We start from the raw sequence: 17,387 nt of genomic DNA, 5'->3' as shown, positions 1-17,387 counted from the left end.
GATTGATTTTTACAAACCTATTCTAAGTGCTAAACATAGATGTCAGAGTAATTAGTTGACGAAGCGTTGATATTAATTACTCTGACCTAATCCAACCAATCATAGCTACAACTTTTTTGTAGCCACACCCTTAAATGCTTGCTCCTGTTTGATATTACCTCAGATAGATGTTTTTGACAGTCAGTCAGTAAAATATGATTTTAATTCGGATTGGGGTGCTACAGCTGCATTTAAACCAGGTTCTTCTTTTGGTGAAGGTTTTGAGTTTTGCTCTGCTCAGGTAATTAAGAAAAACGATATTGGGGAAATTTATATATTTTGGTTATTCACAGATTTCAAGAAGTAGGAAAATCTGCTTTTTTCTACCTAAAAAGCTATAAAGTTTAAATAATGAATCTAATAAACGTTTTGTCTATCTGGCCTATTCTACTTTATGGGATTACAATTATTGGTTGTGACCATCCCTGCAGAAATGTAGAGGATGAACTCGTAAAAAAGTTGTCATCCTATAAACATGTAAGGGATATTTTGGTAGAACAGAAGGCACTTTTAAAGAAAAGAATGATTAACCCTGATAATGAAGTTATTCTATGGATTACGAAAGATGAATTTGAAAAACTTGTCAAGGAAACTTCAAATGAAAGACTAAAAGAAGTATATGCTTTATGGGATGAGAAATTAGTAGTAGAAGGAGAGAATAAAGTTATAATCTTTGATTCTAACTCTAGAACTCAATTCTTAGTGAAACAAGGTAGTAATCTTCGTCATTATATTGTCTATGATCCACAACATAGTCTATCCAACATTGGCGTCACAGATGATATTTTTCACCAAAAGATAGATAATGACTGGGAATATGTGATCCAAAAAGAAGATGATTTATAAAGTTTTTTAGTATAGCCCTATAGTATGCAACAATGCCTTTAGGTTATATGAAGTGTCAATCCGCCTATGACACAGTGAAAATCTCTATATGAGGTGATACTAGAGAGTAAGACATAAAACGATTAATATAATCAAAATTACAAACAATATTTATCCTTCAAAAAGATAGAGAATACACCTTTAAAAATGCCTGATTTTTACTATATTTACGTCGGTTACTCAATCAGTTACTCGCTTTTGAATTACATCTGTAAATCAGATATTTATACAGTAAAATGAAGTCCGCTCGGGACCTCTTAAAATCACGAAAACCCTTGATTTATGAAAATAAGTCAGGGGTTTTGTGTTTTTAAGCAGTTGCTGTCGGATTAGCTGGTACTTTATAGAGGAGACGGTAAGTTTTCTGTAGAAGAAAACGTATTAGTATGCAATCATTTCAAAAGTATACCAGTACTTTTATTAAAAACAATAGGTTACTTTTGATAAAAGTTTGTGAATCACCTTATGCAATTATGAGTATACTTTTTATCCTTTTCTTTTTGACTATAGTTGCTCCTTCGTCTGTTACAGATACTTCAGAGGCATATCTGTATCAAAAGGGATTCGACTACACTCAGGTATTTGTCTCAGGCTAATCCAGGGGGATTGCATGATAGTATGTATGTTGCAAACCAAAAAATAAAACCAGGTTTTGATGGGATTGTCTGTGAGTATGTGCAACGAAATTACAAGATATCCAAGCCGGAAGGTATAATGGTAAGGGAAGATGGACACATATTAAGACATGTGGTGGATTCACTAGGAAAGACTATTAAAAAGAAATATCCCAAAACGCCTGTAAAGGTAAATGACATTCCCAATTTTTATTCAGATAAGGAAGCTGGGAATATTCTCTTCTTCTCGGAAATTGAACATCAGGCTGTATTTGCAGAACTTAAGTACTTTGACTATTCGTATACTCATAGGTGGTCTGGAAAATCAATCCTTTTCTACATTACGTTTGATAAAATGGGTACTATTACTGCTATCTATCATGGGTATGTGTTCAATGACTAACCTGAATTACAGTAACATCAATAAACATCACATAGAGCAAAAGCAAATTTCTCTTGCTCACATCCATATACGATAGTCCTACAAACTGGAACATACAAGCCACTCCTTACCATAAAAATCCTGGTTTTCCGGGATTGACTCTTCCTACCTATTGCCCTAGTTTTGCTACTGTAGCTGATCAAACATCTCTACTACTTACAAGTGGCAGCTAACCTGCCTTATTCAATCATTTTTCCACAGACCCTACCTGTTACATACTATGAAAAGATACCTGATTTGTCTTTGTTTATTCTTTTCATTGGGATACAGTATTGCCCAACAAGCTGCTTTGAAAGCAGGAAACAAGGTTTTTGTAGAGAATACCTCTAAAAATGAAAATGCTATCCACACCGCCGAGCAGTTGGAGGCACAACTTAAAGAGTGGGGATACTGGAAGGTAGTCGACAAGAAAGAAGCAGCAGACTTTCAAATCAAAATCGATGTTACCGCATCTAAGGGCATCACCTTAACCTCCTGGGGTGGAACTTCTGTTATGCTGGTGGCAAAACTGGTCGATTCGAAAGGAGAAGTAATGTGGGAATCCAATGCTTATAAATCAAGCCCAAATGGTACTAACGGATTTAATTCCAGCAAAGCAGTAGTAAACAAGCTCATACGTGAACTGAAAAGTAAGTTTGCAGGAAAATAAATCGCTGATAACACAAGCATGATTCATTCCGGCTGTTGTATCTGAATAAAACCCAAGTCTATGTTTTTAAAATGTGGGCTTGGGGTAATTTTTGAGAACTATTCTCTCTTCATTTGTTTATTGTCTCTTTCTTAATTCTTCCTACCATATTACTTTTTTGTCACAGCACAGCGTGATAATCCAAAAAGGAAACTTTTTCCGATCCTTCAATCCGATAAAGAAAACTCCCTCCCTGTCCTTCTGAAAGAAACTCCCCTACACACCTGTCACGACTTGCTTGCCACGCAACTGCGTGGGCCTGAGCGGGACATGTGTGACAAATAGAGTGATCTCTGGTTTCTGATAAAAAATGGCAATTCAAGCCGAAAATAGTGTAAAAGTTTTTAGCACCTTAGACATACGGTTGTCTCACTACCAAATTACGTTTGCTCCTGATCATTTAATTCATCAAAAATTATGACAACACAACAAGTAGCAAACCGGTATTATGAGCTCATCCAGAAAAACCTTTATGAGCAAATTCAAAATGAACTTTATGCTTCGGATGCAGTCAGCATTGAGCCTGAAAACGACTCTAAGCTTCCTTTGGTAGTGACAGGAATAGACGCACTCAGACAAAAAGAAAGTCTATTTTTCTCTCAGGTTGAGCAAATGCACAGCAGCTACATGAGTGAACTGGTTGTTTCTACCTTCTTTTTCTCGATGATGACAGGAATGGATGTTACCATGCAAGGCAAACCCAGAAAGAACAAAGAGCAAATCTGTGTATTCGAAGTCCGTAATGGAAAAATTGTCAAAGAACAGTTTTTCTACGACGATTTTGCCTGATTACTCCTGAAGATGAGTGATCCCAAATTTTGGATAAGAGTAAAACCCAAGCCTATATTTTTGAAAATAGTGTAGGCTTGGGTTTATTTTTGACAAATCTCTCTTCCTGAGTTTGATTATTGTCCCTTACATTATTTTTCCACAGGCTCCTTCATTTTTTGCTTGCCCAAAAAACAGGGCACCAAACGAGAGTTTGGTGAGCCAGATCTGTGCGTGAGCAAAAAAGGGCACCTTTTCCCGATCCTTCGGCCCGCAAGGCCAAAGGCCAACCTCGCGGGAAAAGGAAGCCCTACGCACCTACACTGCCTTTCACGATTGAAGGCATCGCAACTCTCTTTGTGACATTTTTTCTTAATTTCTTACTGATATCCTTTTACTCAAAATTCGCGATGACTCATGTTAGTTTCCAAATGCCTTATCCAGGTATTGAGTGAAGGTTATTTTTTGAGGTTCAAACCCTGCGTTGGTAATCAATAGTTTATCTATATTTACTAACGAGAACGAGCGTAGTTGCTGTCTTAGCTGGCAAAACGCGACCAATACCCATTCATTGTATTGGTTACTGTAGATAGCAAAAGGCTCTACACTCCGCTGGGTACACTTGCCTGCTTTATTAGTATAGTCAATACGAATCACTAAGCAATCAACCAATGCTTTTTGAATGTCGATCAAATACTTGCTTTTGGGAGTCTGATCAATATACGTATTGGAAACGCCCATTTTCTGTTCTAACCTTTCGGTTTTGCTTAAAATTATGTCCGGCAGTACAGATCGTACTTTTCCTGTAACTTCAGAAAATAGCTGGATCAGGGAAGAGTCCTTGCTGGACTGTATAATGAGTTCGGCAGTCAACAATGCATTTGCCTCCTCTTCGGTAAACATAATAGGCGGTAGCCTATAGCTATCCATAATACGAAACCCTTTACCTTCTTCGATAATGATGGGAACACCTGCCCTTTCAAGAGTTTTCATGTCTCGGTAAATGGTTCGGTTGCTCACGCCAAATTTATCCGCCAGCTTTCGGGCTGTGATTAATCGTTTTGACTGCAACTGAGTTAAAATGGCAGTCAATCGGGTAAGCCTTTTTATATCGTTATCCATCGATATGATTTGATACGTTGTATGAATATAGTCCCAAGTATTACTAGATTCTTATTCTTGTACTTAGGATGGTAACGCCTAGCTGTAGCTAATTGTTTTCCTGAAGCCATACTGCAGCTATAGCTAGATCAATTGAATAAAGAACTTCTTTTATCAATAAATGAAGAAATGTCAATGTTGAGCGTGGTATCTTGCCTTTTTTGAAGATACTCATAATTCAACTCACGAATAAATTTGTCCATCTCTTCAGAAATAACATAGAGTTTTTGAGAGATTTCTCTACTCTCTGTTTCGCTAAGTTCATTATCGATAATCAGTCTGGTCAGGCCCATTATTGAGGCGATAGGTCTGCGGATTACGTGGCTAAGATCAAAGATAAACTGCTCAATGGATGCAATATAATCAACCAGAGGAGTGATATCTGCCGTTGCACCATACCATATGATTTTTCCATCCTTATTTTTTTCCGGAATTGCCTGTAACCAGCGCCATCGTGTATGTTCTCCTACAACCATTCTATACTGGATGCTAATGATAGTTTGTGTTCGATAGGCCTCTTTCAGCACTTGATTAAACTTCGCTTTATCATCCACATGTAGTGCTTCTATTAACTTTTCAGGCTGTTTTGAGATATCTTCAAAATCGAATGTATGATTGTATATATCAGTTCCACGGTTCATAAAAAGCACGTTGAACTGTCCGCTTTCTTCTATCTCAAACATATAAGTATTCCCTGGAACCTGGCTGGTGATTTTTCGGATTAACTGTTCGCTTTGTTTAATCTTCTCTTCCGCTTCCCTTCTTTCGGTTATATTATAGCTAATAGACAGATATTGATAGATCTTTCCGTTTTCATCTAAAAATGGGATAATGGTCGTATCGACCCAATACAAAGTATCATCTTTTGTCTTATTGCAGAATTCTCCCCTGTAGGGTGTTCCATCCTGCATAGCAATTTGCATTTCTGTAAAATAGTCAGGTGAGTAATTATCTGACCAGATAAAACTGTGATGTTTGCCCATCAATTCTGCCGGAGTGTATTGGGTGGCTTTACAAAAGTTTTCGTTTACAAACGTGAGTTCAGCGTCTACCCCTGAAATGCTTACGATAGCAGCAGTATCGAGTGCATACTTATATGCCTTCAATTCCGCACTGCGTTCTCTGCGTTCCAGGTCAACTTTAAGCATTTCGACCAGCATATTGATCAAATTGCGTTCTTCTTCTAAAAACGGCCCCTCATCCCTTTCGGGCATAGGCTGCAGATATACAATTTCAATACTGATTTTTCTTCCTTTTGCTGTTGTCATCTCCGCCATCTGATAGAATTCGCAGGGGATGTAGTTATCTGTGGCATAGGATGTTGTATCCACACAGATACGAGCTGCTGTCTTTGTCGGATACTGCCAGCCCAATGGTAGCAGCTGAACTATCTGTCGTAATAGTGTATCAGTTGTTGCTTCTTCATCCTGCAAGATGCGACTTACCTCATAGAGCGTTTTTAGTTCTTTTACGCGTTCTTTCAGATCATACAGTATTTCATCTTTGAGTATTTCTGCCTTTTCACGTTTTTTTATTTCCAGTTGTAAGGCAAGCAAGCTGGTACGCAGGTGATTGGTAGAATAATATTGTAGAGCGAGAACGGTTCCAAAAGGAATGATATTGCTAATCCAGCGACTTATGGGAGTATGTTTGACAGTAGCAACAGGTAATAAGCCAATTACTTCCAGGTAGGCCAGCACAAAGTCTGTAGTGATTGTCAGTAAACCAATGGCTAGTCCGCCCCGCCAGCCAAGCAAGAATCCAGCAGTAAGAATAACACTCATTTGAGATATAATACCGGGTGCCATAATTCCTCCTGCTGAGTAACAGGGAATGGTAACATATAACCATAGCATAAGGCTAAGTGACCAACTCGCCAGGCGTGTATAGCCCAAATGGTTTATAATAAGGTTAAAAGCTGCAATAGCTAATGAAGTAGAAAGCAGTGTTAGCCATCGGGGTGATAAATCAGGAAAATAGAAAAACCCTATACAAACTATCATCCCTGTTACCAGTGTCCAGATAATGGCTAGTACATAGACCATATAGCTCTGGAAGTCTTTTTCCTTATCAGGAACAAAGAGGAAGTTTCTCATAAATATGCGTTAATTACTTGTGAGTAACGCTGATTGAGTTTAAGTTTATGACAGACCTTCTTATATGCTAGCTGGAAGATGAAATAATGGGTATTATTAAAACTAAGCATAACTACTTTGTGTTCGAACACGTAATCTATAGTTAGTCAACAGTTTTCATAAATTCAAGTATATTTTTAGTTATTTCATTCCAAAGAGTTGCTGGATGGCAAAGGCAACTGGAAAATATGTTCCTATACTATATTTCGTAAGGTACAAAAGGCCAGTAGTGTTACAACACATTATTGTTGCAGACAGGCAAGTGCTAATCAATCAGTTGAATGAACGATTGCATCATGAGTTTAGCAGTAAGATTGCCTTTGATACTAAAACACCCAAGGTAGAGTATCAACTTACAAAACTGGCTAAAAGCTTGCTTCCTGTTATAGGAAACCTGGGGAAATGAGGAGAAGAAAATATACCAGAACTGGCGCAGGCTTTGAAACAATGATTTTGAAACCTTTGTCTTATCTGTTGTTTTACTATGTTTTCTTCTGAGGATTCATGTTCTCTTCAATCTAAACCTCGGGAAAAGGATTGTTATTATAATACCAATCATGGTGAAAGCCTGCCAATTACTATATTCTCTTGAATACTTAGCATGAGTTGCCATTATTTTTTAAATACGTCTATCTTTGGCCCAACTGATTGATACCATACATTCACTGGCTTATGAGCAATTCTGTAAAAAAACGCATCCACCCTCTGGTTAAACCTTTTTCCGACTTTATTCAAAGCGAAACTTCCGGAGGGATTATTCTTTTGATTGTCAGTGCTCTTTCATTGATTCTGGCAAATATGGATCAGGGTATTGCCCGCTATTTTCCTGCCATATGGGAGAGTCATTTTCATATTTCATTCAATGGATTTGAAATGAACAAATCGCTTACCCATTGGATTAATGATGGACTGATGGCCTTGTTTTTTCTTGTAGTCGGATTGGAAATTAAGCGGGAAATTTTGGAAGGAGAGCTATCGAGTATAAAAAAAGCGGCATTACCGATGATTAGTGCGCTGGGAGGTATGGTAGTTCCTGCTATTCTGTTTGCCCTTATCAACTGGAATGCACCTACCCGTAGTGGCTGGGGTATTCCGATGGCAACCGATATTGCCTTTGCCCTGGCAGTGTTGCTTTTATTGGGTGATAAGATTCCTTTGTCACTGAAAATATTTCTGACTGCTCTGGCTATTGTGGATGATTTGGGAGCTGTGATTGTCATTGCTGTGTTTTATACCAGTCAGCTTGACTTTACCTATCTGCTCTATGCCGCACTGGCCTGGGGTGTTTTGTTGGCACTCAACAAAGCAGGCGTACGTACCTTAAGCATTTATTTGCTTATTGGTCTGTTTCTTTGGTATTTCATATTACAATCAGGTATTCATGCTACCATTGCGGGTGTATTGCTGGCTATCAGCATTCCTTTTCGTATTCGGTATCCGAAAAACCAACTGGTAGAAATGATTGATGACCGCTTGCAGATAATCAAGGACAATCTGCACTCTGAACAGTTACAACCTCGTACAATCAGTGAAGAACTGGAAGATCTCAATGAAAAGATTAACTCTCCGGCTCAAAGGCTCGAACATCAACTGCATCCGTTGATTGCTTTTCTGATTATTCCTCTCTTTGCTTTTTGCAATACCAGTTTACTAATTAATACCGATGTTTTTCACCAGGTATTTTCGCCTATTGGAGTAGGAATTATGGTAGGGCTGGTTGCCGGAAAGCCTCTAGGGATATGTTTATTTGCCTATTTTTCCGTTCGGTTGGGATGGGCTGCCCTTCCCGCAGGTGTAAGCTGGAAACAACTGATTGGTGCAGGTATATTGGGTGGAATCGGCTTTACGATGTCTATCTTTATTACGCTGCTGGCATTTGAAAATAATCCCGAGTTTCAATCTGTTGCCAAAGTTTCCATTCTGCTGGCCTCCCTGATTGCAGGACTAACTGGCTATTTTCTGCTGCGTGGACAAAAGTTGCTACCTGTCGTAGCAACCACTTCGGATGAACAATAACAGTGAGTAATAAGACTTTGCAAAAATGACAATGGAGTAGTGCAAGATTAGTTGGGTTGTTCAATGTTTTTATCTGGTATTTGCCAGATTATATAGTTATCTATCTTCTTTTGTGTTTATATGATTGCTCTCTGGATTGGTGTTTTTATTGTTAGCTTACTTGTATTAATTCTGGCAGCTCGTTTCTTTACCCAGTCTGCCGAAGTAGTAGGACATGCTTTAGGAATGTCTCCTTTTGCTGTAGGAGTAATTATTGTAGCGGTAGGTACTTCTTTGCCTGAACTGATTTCTTCGCTAATAGCTGTCAGCAAAGGATCTTCTGAAATTGTAGCAGGCAACATTCTGGGGTCAAGTGCCTCCAATCTGCTTTTTGTGATGAGCCTCACCTCTATGTTCTCTAAAAAATCTATTCGGTTGGGAGATCAGTATATTTTTATTGATTTACATTATCTGGTCGGATCTGCAGCCATGTTAACGTTTATCATGTGGGATGGACTCATTACTCCCATAGAATCGTTGTTGCTATTGTCGGGGTACATTATCTATACGATTTATCTGTTAAAGGAAGGCGATACCGAGAAAGATATTACGCTGGACCCGGTTGTGAAACAGGCTCAATCACAAAAGAAATTCAAGGCAAAAGATTTACTTATTATCGCTGTTAGTGTTGTTTTTATTTTTCTTGGAGCTAACTATACCATCACTGCGCTGGAGGTTATTGCAGAGGCTCTCTCAATCAGTAAGGCGGTTGTTTCTGTCACAGTTTTATCACTGGGGACAACTTTGCCTGAAGCGGTAGTCAGCATTACTGCTTCCAGACAGGGAAAAGCCGATATTGCAGTTGGTAATATACTAGGTTCGTGTATTTTCAATGCTATGGCTATTCCAGGAATTACAGGTCTGATAGATGGCATTAAAGTACCTGCTGAACTGCTTTCTTTTCCACTTCCTATTTACCTGACAGGAGCTGTTTTGTTTTATTTAATTACACAGGATAAACGCATTTCTCGTTGGGAAGGAGCTTTGTTTCTGTTATTTTATATTCTTTTTATCGGCAAGGTAGCCCATCTCTTATAGTAATGACTGTTATCATACTATTTGATAGATCGATAGCAATAGTTGACAGACATGGTAGGAAAGCTGACTGTTTGCAGAATAGTAAAAAACAATTCTGGAGGAATAAACTATAGATTATATCAGAATACGATGGTTCACATCCACTAAACAGAAAATTTCATTTACATCAGATGATTCATTGTGAAAAGAACATGGGTCATGCCGATATGTCATTGAGAAAGGATAATACATGTCACAAAGAGAGCAAAGACAACTTAAATAACGAATGGCCGTGTAGGTGCGTAGGGCTTCTTTTCTCCGCGAGGTTGGCCTTTGGCCTTGCGGGAGGAAGGATCGGAGAAAAGTGCCTTTTTTTGCTTCGTTTTTTGGGCAAGCAAAAAATGAAGAAGCTTGTGGAAGAAACAAGATTGGGATAATAAACCAACTCAGAAAGGAACGTTTCTCAAAAATTACCCTAAGCCTACACTTTCAAAAGTATAGATTTGAGTTTTATTCAAATCCAACATTCGGGATGACTCATGGTGAAAAGAAGGATGGATACGATACCCATCCTTCTTTTATATACATACGGATAGTGTTTGACTAGTTATGTTAGAACCATTATAACCCTGAATAGTAATCATATCCCTGTTCAGCCCAGAAGTCTCTCGGACGCGTATCGCTAAATGTGATCCTACCAATTCGTTTCAGATTCTTCACACCATATTTAACCGGAATAATCAACCGCAGAGGGGCTCCATTTTCAACCGGTATGGGATGGCCATTCATCTCGTATGCAAGAATAGTCTGGGGATGCAGGGCACTTTCCCGATCTATCCCTACATAATATTGTTCATCAGGAGTTTGCATGCCAACATAGGCTTTCTTCGATTGAGATTCAAGGTTAAAATGCTGGATAAAGTCACTAAAGCTCAAACCGCCCCAGTGCTGAATCTGATCCCAGCCTTCTATGCATTTGAACGAATAGATGATTTCTGTCTTCGGTAATTTTTTGAGTTGCTCAATCCCTATAGTAAGCAACTTACCTGCTTCTTTCTCTACTTCGAGTTGCCAGTCCTGAACGCGAAATGTTTCATCTGTAAGGCCTATGTCTCCATTTACCCGAACATCCGTTGCCGCCATCGATTTGGGATATGTTTTTACCAGATGGGTGTTACTGTATACTTGTTTGAAAACCTGCTCAGAGGTATTGAGGGCATCGCGTAGAGGTTTGTGTGCACCCGCAGTGATACCTGAGATTTCTTCAGGAGAATTATATAACCATTTCCATGCACCTAGGCCCAAACCTGATAGTGCAAAAAAGCTTGCAAAAGAAATGAACGTACGTCTTTTGATCTTTTTATCTATAGTCGCTTCAAGTGAAGGTCTCTTTAATTCTTTATTTTCCATACGAGTATTGAACAGGAGTTTTATTCATGAGAAACATGGGGAAGAAGATTTTCATCGGTCATTGGATTCACCGGCGTTGTCACGTTGGGCTGATCTACCACTTCAAATCCAGCTATCACAGCCCGGAAGTTATTCCATCCGGCACGAATTACCTGAGCAAGATGAATAACAAAGAAGAGTACATATCCTATTGTTAAACCGAAATGCTCAATTCGAGCCAGGTGATACCCCCCACAAAGCCATGTGAGCCAGTTGAGCTGAACAGGTTTATAAATAGCCAGCCCGGTAACAGCAGAACCTATGCCCATTACAATGATGGCCGTATAAGCAATGCGCTGAGCAGCATTGTATTTGCCTTGCAGGGGAGCTGTTTTCATTAGATGCAGATCATACAAAACTACCTGCCAGGCTTCTGCAAAGGAATGTCGGTTGGGTAAGAGTTGTTTCCATGAACCAGAGAAAATTGTATAGAGCAGATACAACGCTCCATTCAGCATAAAAAACCACATAAACAAAAAGTGGAATGCCATTCCTTCTGCCAGACGCTGTGGAATAGCGAATACGTCATAAAACCACTGCGGAAAGAAATGAATCAGGGTATAGTCGAAAATAGTGATAGTGTATACGTCATTAGCCCAGTAGATCAGCAGGCCACTCCAGATCATAACAGTCAGAACAGGGAAGTTTACCCAATGGGTCCACCTCATAAGGAAGGAATGTTTTTCTTTGATGACTTTCATAGATACCTTTTGGATTAATATATATCTTTCGGATTATTGGTCAGAACAAACTATACTTCCGCATTTAGGTGTTGCTGGTAACATTAGAATACTGGAAAGGTGTTCAGAAAACGTTACTCTATTTCCAATAAAAGAGAAATGTACTATTTTCATATGCCCTGTTGATTCGATTTTCAGGTTTAGTCGGATCACAGAATAAAACCTTACATTTTTTTTTGCTTTTTTTTGTAAGGTTTTTCTCTAGCCTCCGACTAAAGGGTATCCCCTTTGGGGATAACAAACCCAATGCATACTATTTTACGTATCCATGCAAGCTGAAAACAAGGATTTTAACATCACAACCGATCTACCCATTAATCCACACCAATGGGTAAGTCGCTATGCCGATTATTTGTATACTTATGCCTTATCCCGACTTACGGACGAGGAGTTAGCCAGGGATCTTGTTCAGGAGACCTTTCTGGCTGCCCTCGAAAGAGCAGATCAATTTAAAGGTAGCAGTACAGAAAAAACGTGGCTTACGGCTATCCTAAAATACAAAATAGTAGATGTATATCGGAAAAAATCGTCCCAGTTCCTTCACAGTACAGATAGCGTTAGTGCAGAAAAGCAACAGGAAGACTTTTTTGATCCGGATGACGGACACTGGAATATAGCTCATCGGCCACAGGCTTTCGGAATAGAAGATCAGGACCCATTCACCCAGAGTGAATTTACCCATATTCTTCAGCTTTGTATGAAAAAGTTGCCAGCCCTCTGGCTTTCAGTATTCACAATGAAACACATGGATGAAGAAGAGACTGATGCTATTTGCACGGCCTTAAAAGTAACTCCCTCAAATTTTTGGGTTATCATCCATCGTACAAAAGTAAATCTAAGGGCATGCCTTCAAAAAAACTGGAGTTAGCCAATACATATACATGTTAACCTATACACATGGGACCATTGAAGAAAATACAATACAACTGCAGAAAGGCTACGTTTCTGATTGAAAAGAAACAACTGGCCTCTCTGACGCTTCGGGAAAAACTGGAATTAAGGATTCATCTGGCAGGCTGTTCGATCTGTCGAACGTTTCAAAAACAAAGCATTCTGATTAACAGAATGGTAAAGGATATGTTTACCAATTCCCAACATCAGCAATTTACACTCGATGATGATTACAAAAAACAACTTCAGGACAAAATTGATCAGCAGCTAAATAAAAATTAAATCTTTTTGTAAGGTTTCTCAGAAAGATGCGACTAAAGGAGAAAAACAGTTTCCATCTACTAAACCTTATGACAATGAAAAGCCTGAAAACATTTCTCCTGACTGCTGTTGCAGTAGCTTTTGTAACCATTCAGACCAATGCCCAGACAACTCCTTCTACATCAAAAGATACGTCTAAAATGGCAAAAGGAGATCATTCCAAAATGTCTAAAATGGATCACAAAATGGACAAAAAGATGGATAAGATGTCTGATAAAAAAATGTCAGATAACAAGATGTCCAATAGTAAAATGTCTGATGATAAAATGCATTCCGACAAAATGAGTGGTAATAAAACAACGGGAAGTAAGATGTCTGATAAGGATAAGATGTCAGACGATAAAATGAAGAAAAAAGGGGCTGCCAGTAAAATGTAAAGCCTGAATACCAGGTTCAGCAGATTGTCTGCTGAACCTGGTATTCAGATTATTTATTTCTATTCAACTCATTCCAGTCATATTAATTTCACTACTATGAATCATTCACCAAAGCCTCTGGAAAGAAGGCTTTTTGTTTTTCTGCTAGCAATGTGTCTAACAGTTGGCAGCCAGACTCTGATGCTGGCAAAAACTAATCGCTATCCTTCATCTGGTACTGATCCTTTAGATTCTTCTATCGTCCAAAAGCCAACAGATATCAGTCCCTTACTGATTGGAGAGTCTGTTCCTTTGGCTTCTCTTCCTGATGTTACAGGAAAGATGATTAATCTGAAAGAAAAATTAAGTCAAAAGCCAACGATCCTTATCTTCTATCGGGGTGGATGGTGTCCTTTTTGTAATAAGCAACTGGCCGGTATTCAAACGATTGAAGGTAATCTGCGTACTATGGGTTACCAAATCATTGCCATTAGCACTGATAGTCCGGAATATCTGGCAAAAACAGTAAACCATGAAAAGCTGACCTATACGTTATTGTCGGATAGTGATCTTTCTGTTTCCAAACAATTTGGGATTGCTTATGCGGCCCCTGCCAATTATGAGAAAATTCTACAGGAAGGATCAAAAGGAAAAAATGTCGATAAACTTTTGCCTGTACCCTCTGTTTTTATTGTGGACACAAAAGGAGTCATTCAGTTTGAGTACATCAACCCGGACTTCAAACAACGAATTAGTCCAGCCATGTTGCAGTCTGTTGCACAGGCTCTTAAAAAAGAGTTGTAGCTTTTGGATTTTGTTCTGCTACAATAGATACACATGAGTTTTCTCGAATATTGAGGAAAATGATTTGACTTTACAGCAGAACCCATTGTAAAAAATAAGCTACAAAGAGAGCAAAGGAAACTTTAATCGCGAGTGGCCGTGTAGGTGCGTAGGGCTTCTTTTCTCCGCGAGGTTGGCCTTTGGCCTGTGGGGGGAAGGATCGGAGAAAAGTGCCTTTTTTTGCTTACTTTTTTGGGCAAGCAAAAAAGTAAGAGGTCAATGGAAGAATGATGAAAGGGACAATAAACCAACTCAGGAAGAGAAATGTGTCAAAAATCAATCAGCGCCTATACTCTTTTCAAAAGAATAGGCGCTGATCTTGTAAAACAAACTTTCATCTAAAATTGCGAATGACTCATATTGGGCAATATGTCTTACCCTTTTCTGATTATATCCATGTGATTTACTGAAGTGTCACTTTAAGTATATCTGTTATGGCAGGCAGTGTTGTAAACGCATTGGGATTCGGTACTTCCGCAATGGCTTGGGACTCTTTTAAAGGTGTACCTGCCAGATTAAACTGAGTGATTCCGGCTCCTGGAAACTGATTAATGGCTGTGCCATCATCATAGAGTTTGATCGTGGAGGTAATATCTCCTTTTGTGGTGGCATCCACTCCATTATCAGCCGACGCAAAGAACCAGTCGTTGGAAAAGCCATACATCGTGGCAATAGCTATTCTATCTCCCGCTGAAACAGAGATCTGCTGTGAAACCATTCCACCCTGTTGATTGCCAATAACAGGAAGCAAGACTTTGGTACTGGGAGCTGGCAATACATACACAGCTTTAATCCCAGGTTTTCCTTTCAGATAAGCCGCTAGTGTATCTGCGTTGCCTTGCTGAGCCAACGGTTTCAGACCTTGTCCCCGATCCACTTCACCTGTCTTGTAGATAGGATTATCTATTCCATTGTAAACCACTACCAGCACAGGTGAAAGAGGTGTAAAAATACCTGTCATACCTTTGATATAAGTACTCAATACAGAATTGTCACCAGCCTCTGCAATATTGGTCAACCCATTGGCTGTAGGCTGTCCACTGGTGTAGAGAGGATTCGCATCCAACAGGTTTCCCCCAACTATATACGAAACCGCCCATACACCGGGACTAAGAGGTGTTTCGTTGGCTGTGCCACCAGAGATGTTTTCAAGGGTAAGGGTAAACTGAGAATTACCTTTGTATTGCAGGGTAGCTTTTACCAGTTTGGACGCAGGAAGATAGGCATTGCCTTGTGCATCCGAACCGTTTACTTCTGTAACAGACTGGCTGTCTACAGTGCCCGGATGGTTCACTGTAGATCCTGGCTTTTGATTGATTCGTGTACCATTGTCCCATAATTTAATCTGTGCAGAAACATCTCCTTCTATTGGCATTCCATTGGAGTCATATAGCAAAATACCTGGGTTTGCTGGGGCAAAAAACAAGTCATTGGACCAGCCATACATGGTAGCGAAGGTGATTGCCTCTCCCTTGGCTGCCGAAAACGAAATGCTAACCATCTGTCCCGGAAGAATCACAGCTGGAGAGCCCGTTCCCTGAAAAGTACCTGACTCTACCAAGGGTTTTGAGTTGAGCACATTCTCTACAGTGATAGTTGTTTGTTGTGATGGTGTTACAGCATTGTTATTATCATCTTTACAAGCTGAAAGATTACATGCTAAAAATGCCACTACTGCCCAGCGGCTGATGTTTTGAAAATAGTTCATAAGGAATGTTTTTCCTTCTTTGTCGGGATGGAATTGTTTTCCTTACAAATCTTCTGTAAAAAAATGTAAAGATGATTACAGGTGAGGATAGTGAGAGGATTTGTATTTATTTTTGGTGTTTTCTATTGTTGTATCCTAAACGACTTTTGTAAGTAGGAGAAAGTAGTATCCCTTCCTTTCTGAGGAATAGCATAAAATTAATGTATTCGTTTTTACGGCTATGTGGTTTATTGATCTTTCTGATTGGTTTTGCCACAACAAGTTTTGTCATCTGAAAGGTGGCTCGGGTCAACCCTGTTCCGACCTTGAAAGTCCAATAGGTATAAGGAGTTTTCCAGTTTAAAGAGACAATTTCTTTTTTCGTCCTTCAGGGTATTTTACTCCGAAGGCGCTTTGATGGAGTCCGGTAGGGAAGAGCAAAATTCATTTCAACATAGCATCCAGGTTTAGCTTGGGAGTGGGATCTACACACCATGATGTGACAAACTTTCTGGAAGCTGCCTTGGAGTATAATGCCCAAATAACAATGGGAAATAGAAGTACGAATGTTCAATTGAGCACATCTACCTCATCTCGGCAAACCCTTCTTAGCTATTCGTACTTTATGGGTTGTATGTTTTTAATCTTCTTTTCTGTCATATTTAGTTTTATAACCTGGATTTGTCTCTGGTCTTAATGCGTTTGGATAATTAAAATCTGTTTTAATATCTACTGAGGTTTGTTTAACTAATTTGAAAACTTCATAAGGATTTTCAATTGCACACCAGGTGTCATAAAGTTTTGTTGTGTTCCCTTCGTCAGTATGTGTCCTACCACTAAAAAATCTAATAGTTCCAACATTATACATTCTTTCAATTACATTTACTGTTACTTCAATATCAGAAATTTTGTCGTAGTCAATTGTTTTAAAGTCAGTTCCAATAAAACCTGTTCTCATCATTACTCTTTTGTTTGAGTAGCCATAAGCTGTGTTTGAAAATGAAAATAGTCTGTTTAGAAACACATAAAGGCCTTGTATTAATGGAATGAGGCCAAATAACCAAAAAAATGGGCTTGCACTATTTTCTTCATCATTTTTAAAGTTTATAGTTGTTAACAGCCAAACAATCCCAAATGCAAGTGTAAAAAGTGCTGCTCCAAGTCCTGAAAAAATGTAGGGAATAAATTTGGGTTTTCCTATCCACAAAATATCTTCGTTATTGTCTTTGACACTATCAAATTCTGGAAGTAAATTTTTATCAAAAGCGTTACTCATATTTTTAATTTCTAAATGAT

General features: G+C 38.9%; 19 protein-coding genes. 13 read left to right on the top strand and 6 right to left on the bottom strand.

Annotation, left to right across the window (positions count from 1 at the left end; genetic code table 11):
* The first annotated feature begins 148 nt into the window (after positions 1–148).
* The 6 genes from QNI15_RS03755 to QNI15_RS03730 all read left to right on the top strand — a co-directional run bounded on the left by QNI15_RS03755 (position 149) and on the right by QNI15_RS03730 (position 3,457).
* The gene (locus QNI15_RS03755) at positions 149–346 is read left to right on the top strand and encodes a hypothetical protein (RefSeq protein ID WP_314030582.1); all 198 of its coding nucleotides are present in this window, start codon (positions 149–151) and stop codon (positions 344–346) included.
* Between the two features lie 44 nt (positions 347–390).
* The gene (locus tag QNI15_RS03750; protein ID WP_314030581.1) at positions 391–885 is read left to right on the top strand and encodes a hypothetical protein; all 495 of its coding nucleotides are present in this window, start codon (positions 391–393) and stop codon (positions 883–885) included.
* A gap of 512 nt (positions 886–1,397) precedes the next feature.
* Complete coding sequence (locus QNI15_RS03745; RefSeq protein ID WP_314030580.1) at positions 1,398–1,520, top strand: hypothetical protein; 123 nt, start codon at positions 1,398–1,400, stop codon at positions 1,518–1,520.
* A gap of 22 nt (positions 1,521–1,542) precedes the next feature.
* Positions 1,543–1,941, top strand: coding sequence for a hypothetical protein (locus QNI15_RS03740; protein WP_314030578.1), 399 nt, complete (start codon positions 1,543–1,545; stop codon positions 1,939–1,941).
* 259 nt (positions 1,942–2,200) lie between these two features.
* Positions 2,201–2,629 (top strand): hypothetical protein, encoded by a 429-nt coding sequence (locus QNI15_RS03735; RefSeq protein WP_314030577.1) that lies wholly within the window; start codon positions 2,201–2,203, stop codon positions 2,627–2,629.
* Positions 2,630–3,085: 456 nt separating this feature from the next.
* Complete coding sequence (locus QNI15_RS03730; protein ID WP_314030575.1) at positions 3,086–3,457, top strand: SnoaL-like domain-containing protein; 372 nt, start codon at positions 3,086–3,088, stop codon at positions 3,455–3,457.
* A gap of 399 nt (positions 3,458–3,856) precedes the next feature.
* Here the strand turns inward: QNI15_RS03730 and QNI15_RS03725 are convergent, their stop codons facing one another.
* On the bottom strand, positions 3,857–4,558 hold the full coding sequence (locus QNI15_RS03725; RefSeq protein ID WP_314030573.1) for a helix-turn-helix transcriptional regulator: 702 nt from the start codon (positions 4,556–4,558) through the stop codon (positions 3,857–3,859).
* Positions 4,559–4,686: 128 nt separating this feature from the next.
* Positions 4,687–6,693: a PAS domain-containing protein gene (locus QNI15_RS03720; RefSeq protein ID WP_314030572.1), complete on the bottom strand. Its 2,007-nt coding sequence runs from the start codon at positions 6,691–6,693 to the stop codon at positions 4,687–4,689.
* Between the two features lie 268 nt (positions 6,694–6,961).
* Here QNI15_RS03720 and QNI15_RS03715 point away from each other — a divergent pair, with 268 nt between their 5' ends.
* The 3 genes from QNI15_RS03715 (at position 6,962) to QNI15_RS03705 (ending at position 9,825) form a co-directional block, all read left to right on the top strand.
* The gene (locus QNI15_RS03715; protein WP_314005143.1) at positions 6,962–7,138 is read left to right on the top strand and encodes a winged helix-turn-helix transcriptional regulator; all 177 of its coding nucleotides are present in this window, start codon (positions 6,962–6,964) and stop codon (positions 7,136–7,138) included.
* A gap of 266 nt (positions 7,139–7,404) precedes the next feature.
* Complete coding sequence (gene nhaA / locus QNI15_RS03710; protein WP_314030570.1) at positions 7,405–8,748, top strand: Na+/H+ antiporter NhaA; 1,344 nt, start codon at positions 7,405–7,407, stop codon at positions 8,746–8,748.
* A 120-nt stretch (positions 8,749–8,868) separates the two neighbouring features.
* Positions 8,869–9,825, top strand: coding sequence for a calcium/sodium antiporter (locus QNI15_RS03705; RefSeq protein WP_314030568.1), 957 nt, complete (start codon positions 8,869–8,871; stop codon positions 9,823–9,825).
* A gap of 600 nt (positions 9,826–10,425) precedes the next feature.
* Here QNI15_RS03705 and QNI15_RS03700 read toward each other — a convergent pair.
* Together QNI15_RS03700 and QNI15_RS03695 are read right to left on the bottom strand one after the other, a co-directional pair.
* Positions 10,426–11,214 carry a molybdopterin-dependent oxidoreductase gene (locus QNI15_RS03700; protein WP_314030567.1) on the bottom strand — a complete coding sequence of 263 codons (789 nt, stop codon included), beginning with the start codon at positions 11,212–11,214 and terminating at the stop codon, positions 10,426–10,428.
* A 20-nt stretch (positions 11,215–11,234) separates the two neighbouring features.
* The gene (locus QNI15_RS03695) at positions 11,235–11,921 is read right to left on the bottom strand and encodes a cytochrome b/b6 domain-containing protein (protein WP_390902155.1); all 687 of its coding nucleotides are present in this window, start codon (positions 11,919–11,921) and stop codon (positions 11,235–11,237) included.
* A gap of 340 nt (positions 11,922–12,261) precedes the next feature.
* Between QNI15_RS03695 and QNI15_RS03690 the strand changes: the two genes are divergently transcribed.
* The 4 genes from QNI15_RS03690 to QNI15_RS03675 all read left to right on the top strand — a co-directional run bounded on the left by QNI15_RS03690 (position 12,262) and on the right by QNI15_RS03675 (position 14,365).
* A complete protein-coding gene (locus tag QNI15_RS03690) occupies positions 12,262–12,861 on the top strand; it encodes a sigma-70 family RNA polymerase sigma factor (protein ID WP_314030565.1) in 600 nt (199 codons plus the stop codon).
* Between the two features lie 29 nt (positions 12,862–12,890).
* On the top strand, positions 12,891–13,166 hold the full coding sequence (locus tag QNI15_RS03685) for a zf-HC2 domain-containing protein (RefSeq protein WP_313982087.1): 276 nt from the start codon (positions 12,891–12,893) through the stop codon (positions 13,164–13,166).
* A gap of 74 nt (positions 13,167–13,240) precedes the next feature.
* The gene (locus QNI15_RS03680) at positions 13,241–13,582 is read left to right on the top strand and encodes a hypothetical protein (RefSeq protein ID WP_314000922.1); all 342 of its coding nucleotides are present in this window, start codon (positions 13,241–13,243) and stop codon (positions 13,580–13,582) included.
* Between the two features lie 96 nt (positions 13,583–13,678).
* The gene (locus QNI15_RS03675; RefSeq protein ID WP_314000920.1) at positions 13,679–14,365 is read left to right on the top strand and encodes a peroxiredoxin-like family protein; all 687 of its coding nucleotides are present in this window, start codon (positions 13,679–13,681) and stop codon (positions 14,363–14,365) included.
* A 442-nt stretch (positions 14,366–14,807) separates the two neighbouring features.
* Here QNI15_RS03675 and QNI15_RS03670 read toward each other — a convergent pair whose 3' ends face one another.
* Together QNI15_RS03670 and QNI15_RS03665 are read right to left on the bottom strand one after the other, a co-directional pair.
* Complete coding sequence (locus QNI15_RS03670; RefSeq protein ID WP_314030563.1) at positions 14,808–16,112, bottom strand: spondin domain-containing protein; 1,305 nt, start codon at positions 16,110–16,112, stop codon at positions 14,808–14,810.
* A gap of 619 nt (positions 16,113–16,731) precedes the next feature.
* Positions 16,732–17,367 carry a PH domain-containing protein gene (locus tag QNI15_RS03665; protein WP_314000916.1) on the bottom strand — a complete coding sequence of 212 codons (636 nt, stop codon included), beginning with the start codon at positions 17,365–17,367 and terminating at the stop codon, positions 16,732–16,734.
* Positions 17,368–17,387: the final 20 nt, after the last annotated feature.

This window comes from Xanthocytophaga flava, from assembly GCF_030068545.1.
Classification (GTDB): domain Bacteria; phylum Bacteroidota; class Bacteroidia; order Cytophagales; family 172606-1; genus Xanthocytophaga; species Xanthocytophaga flava.
Note: the sequence above shows the minus strand (reverse complement) of the source record. Positions and strands in the feature narration are given on the sequence as shown.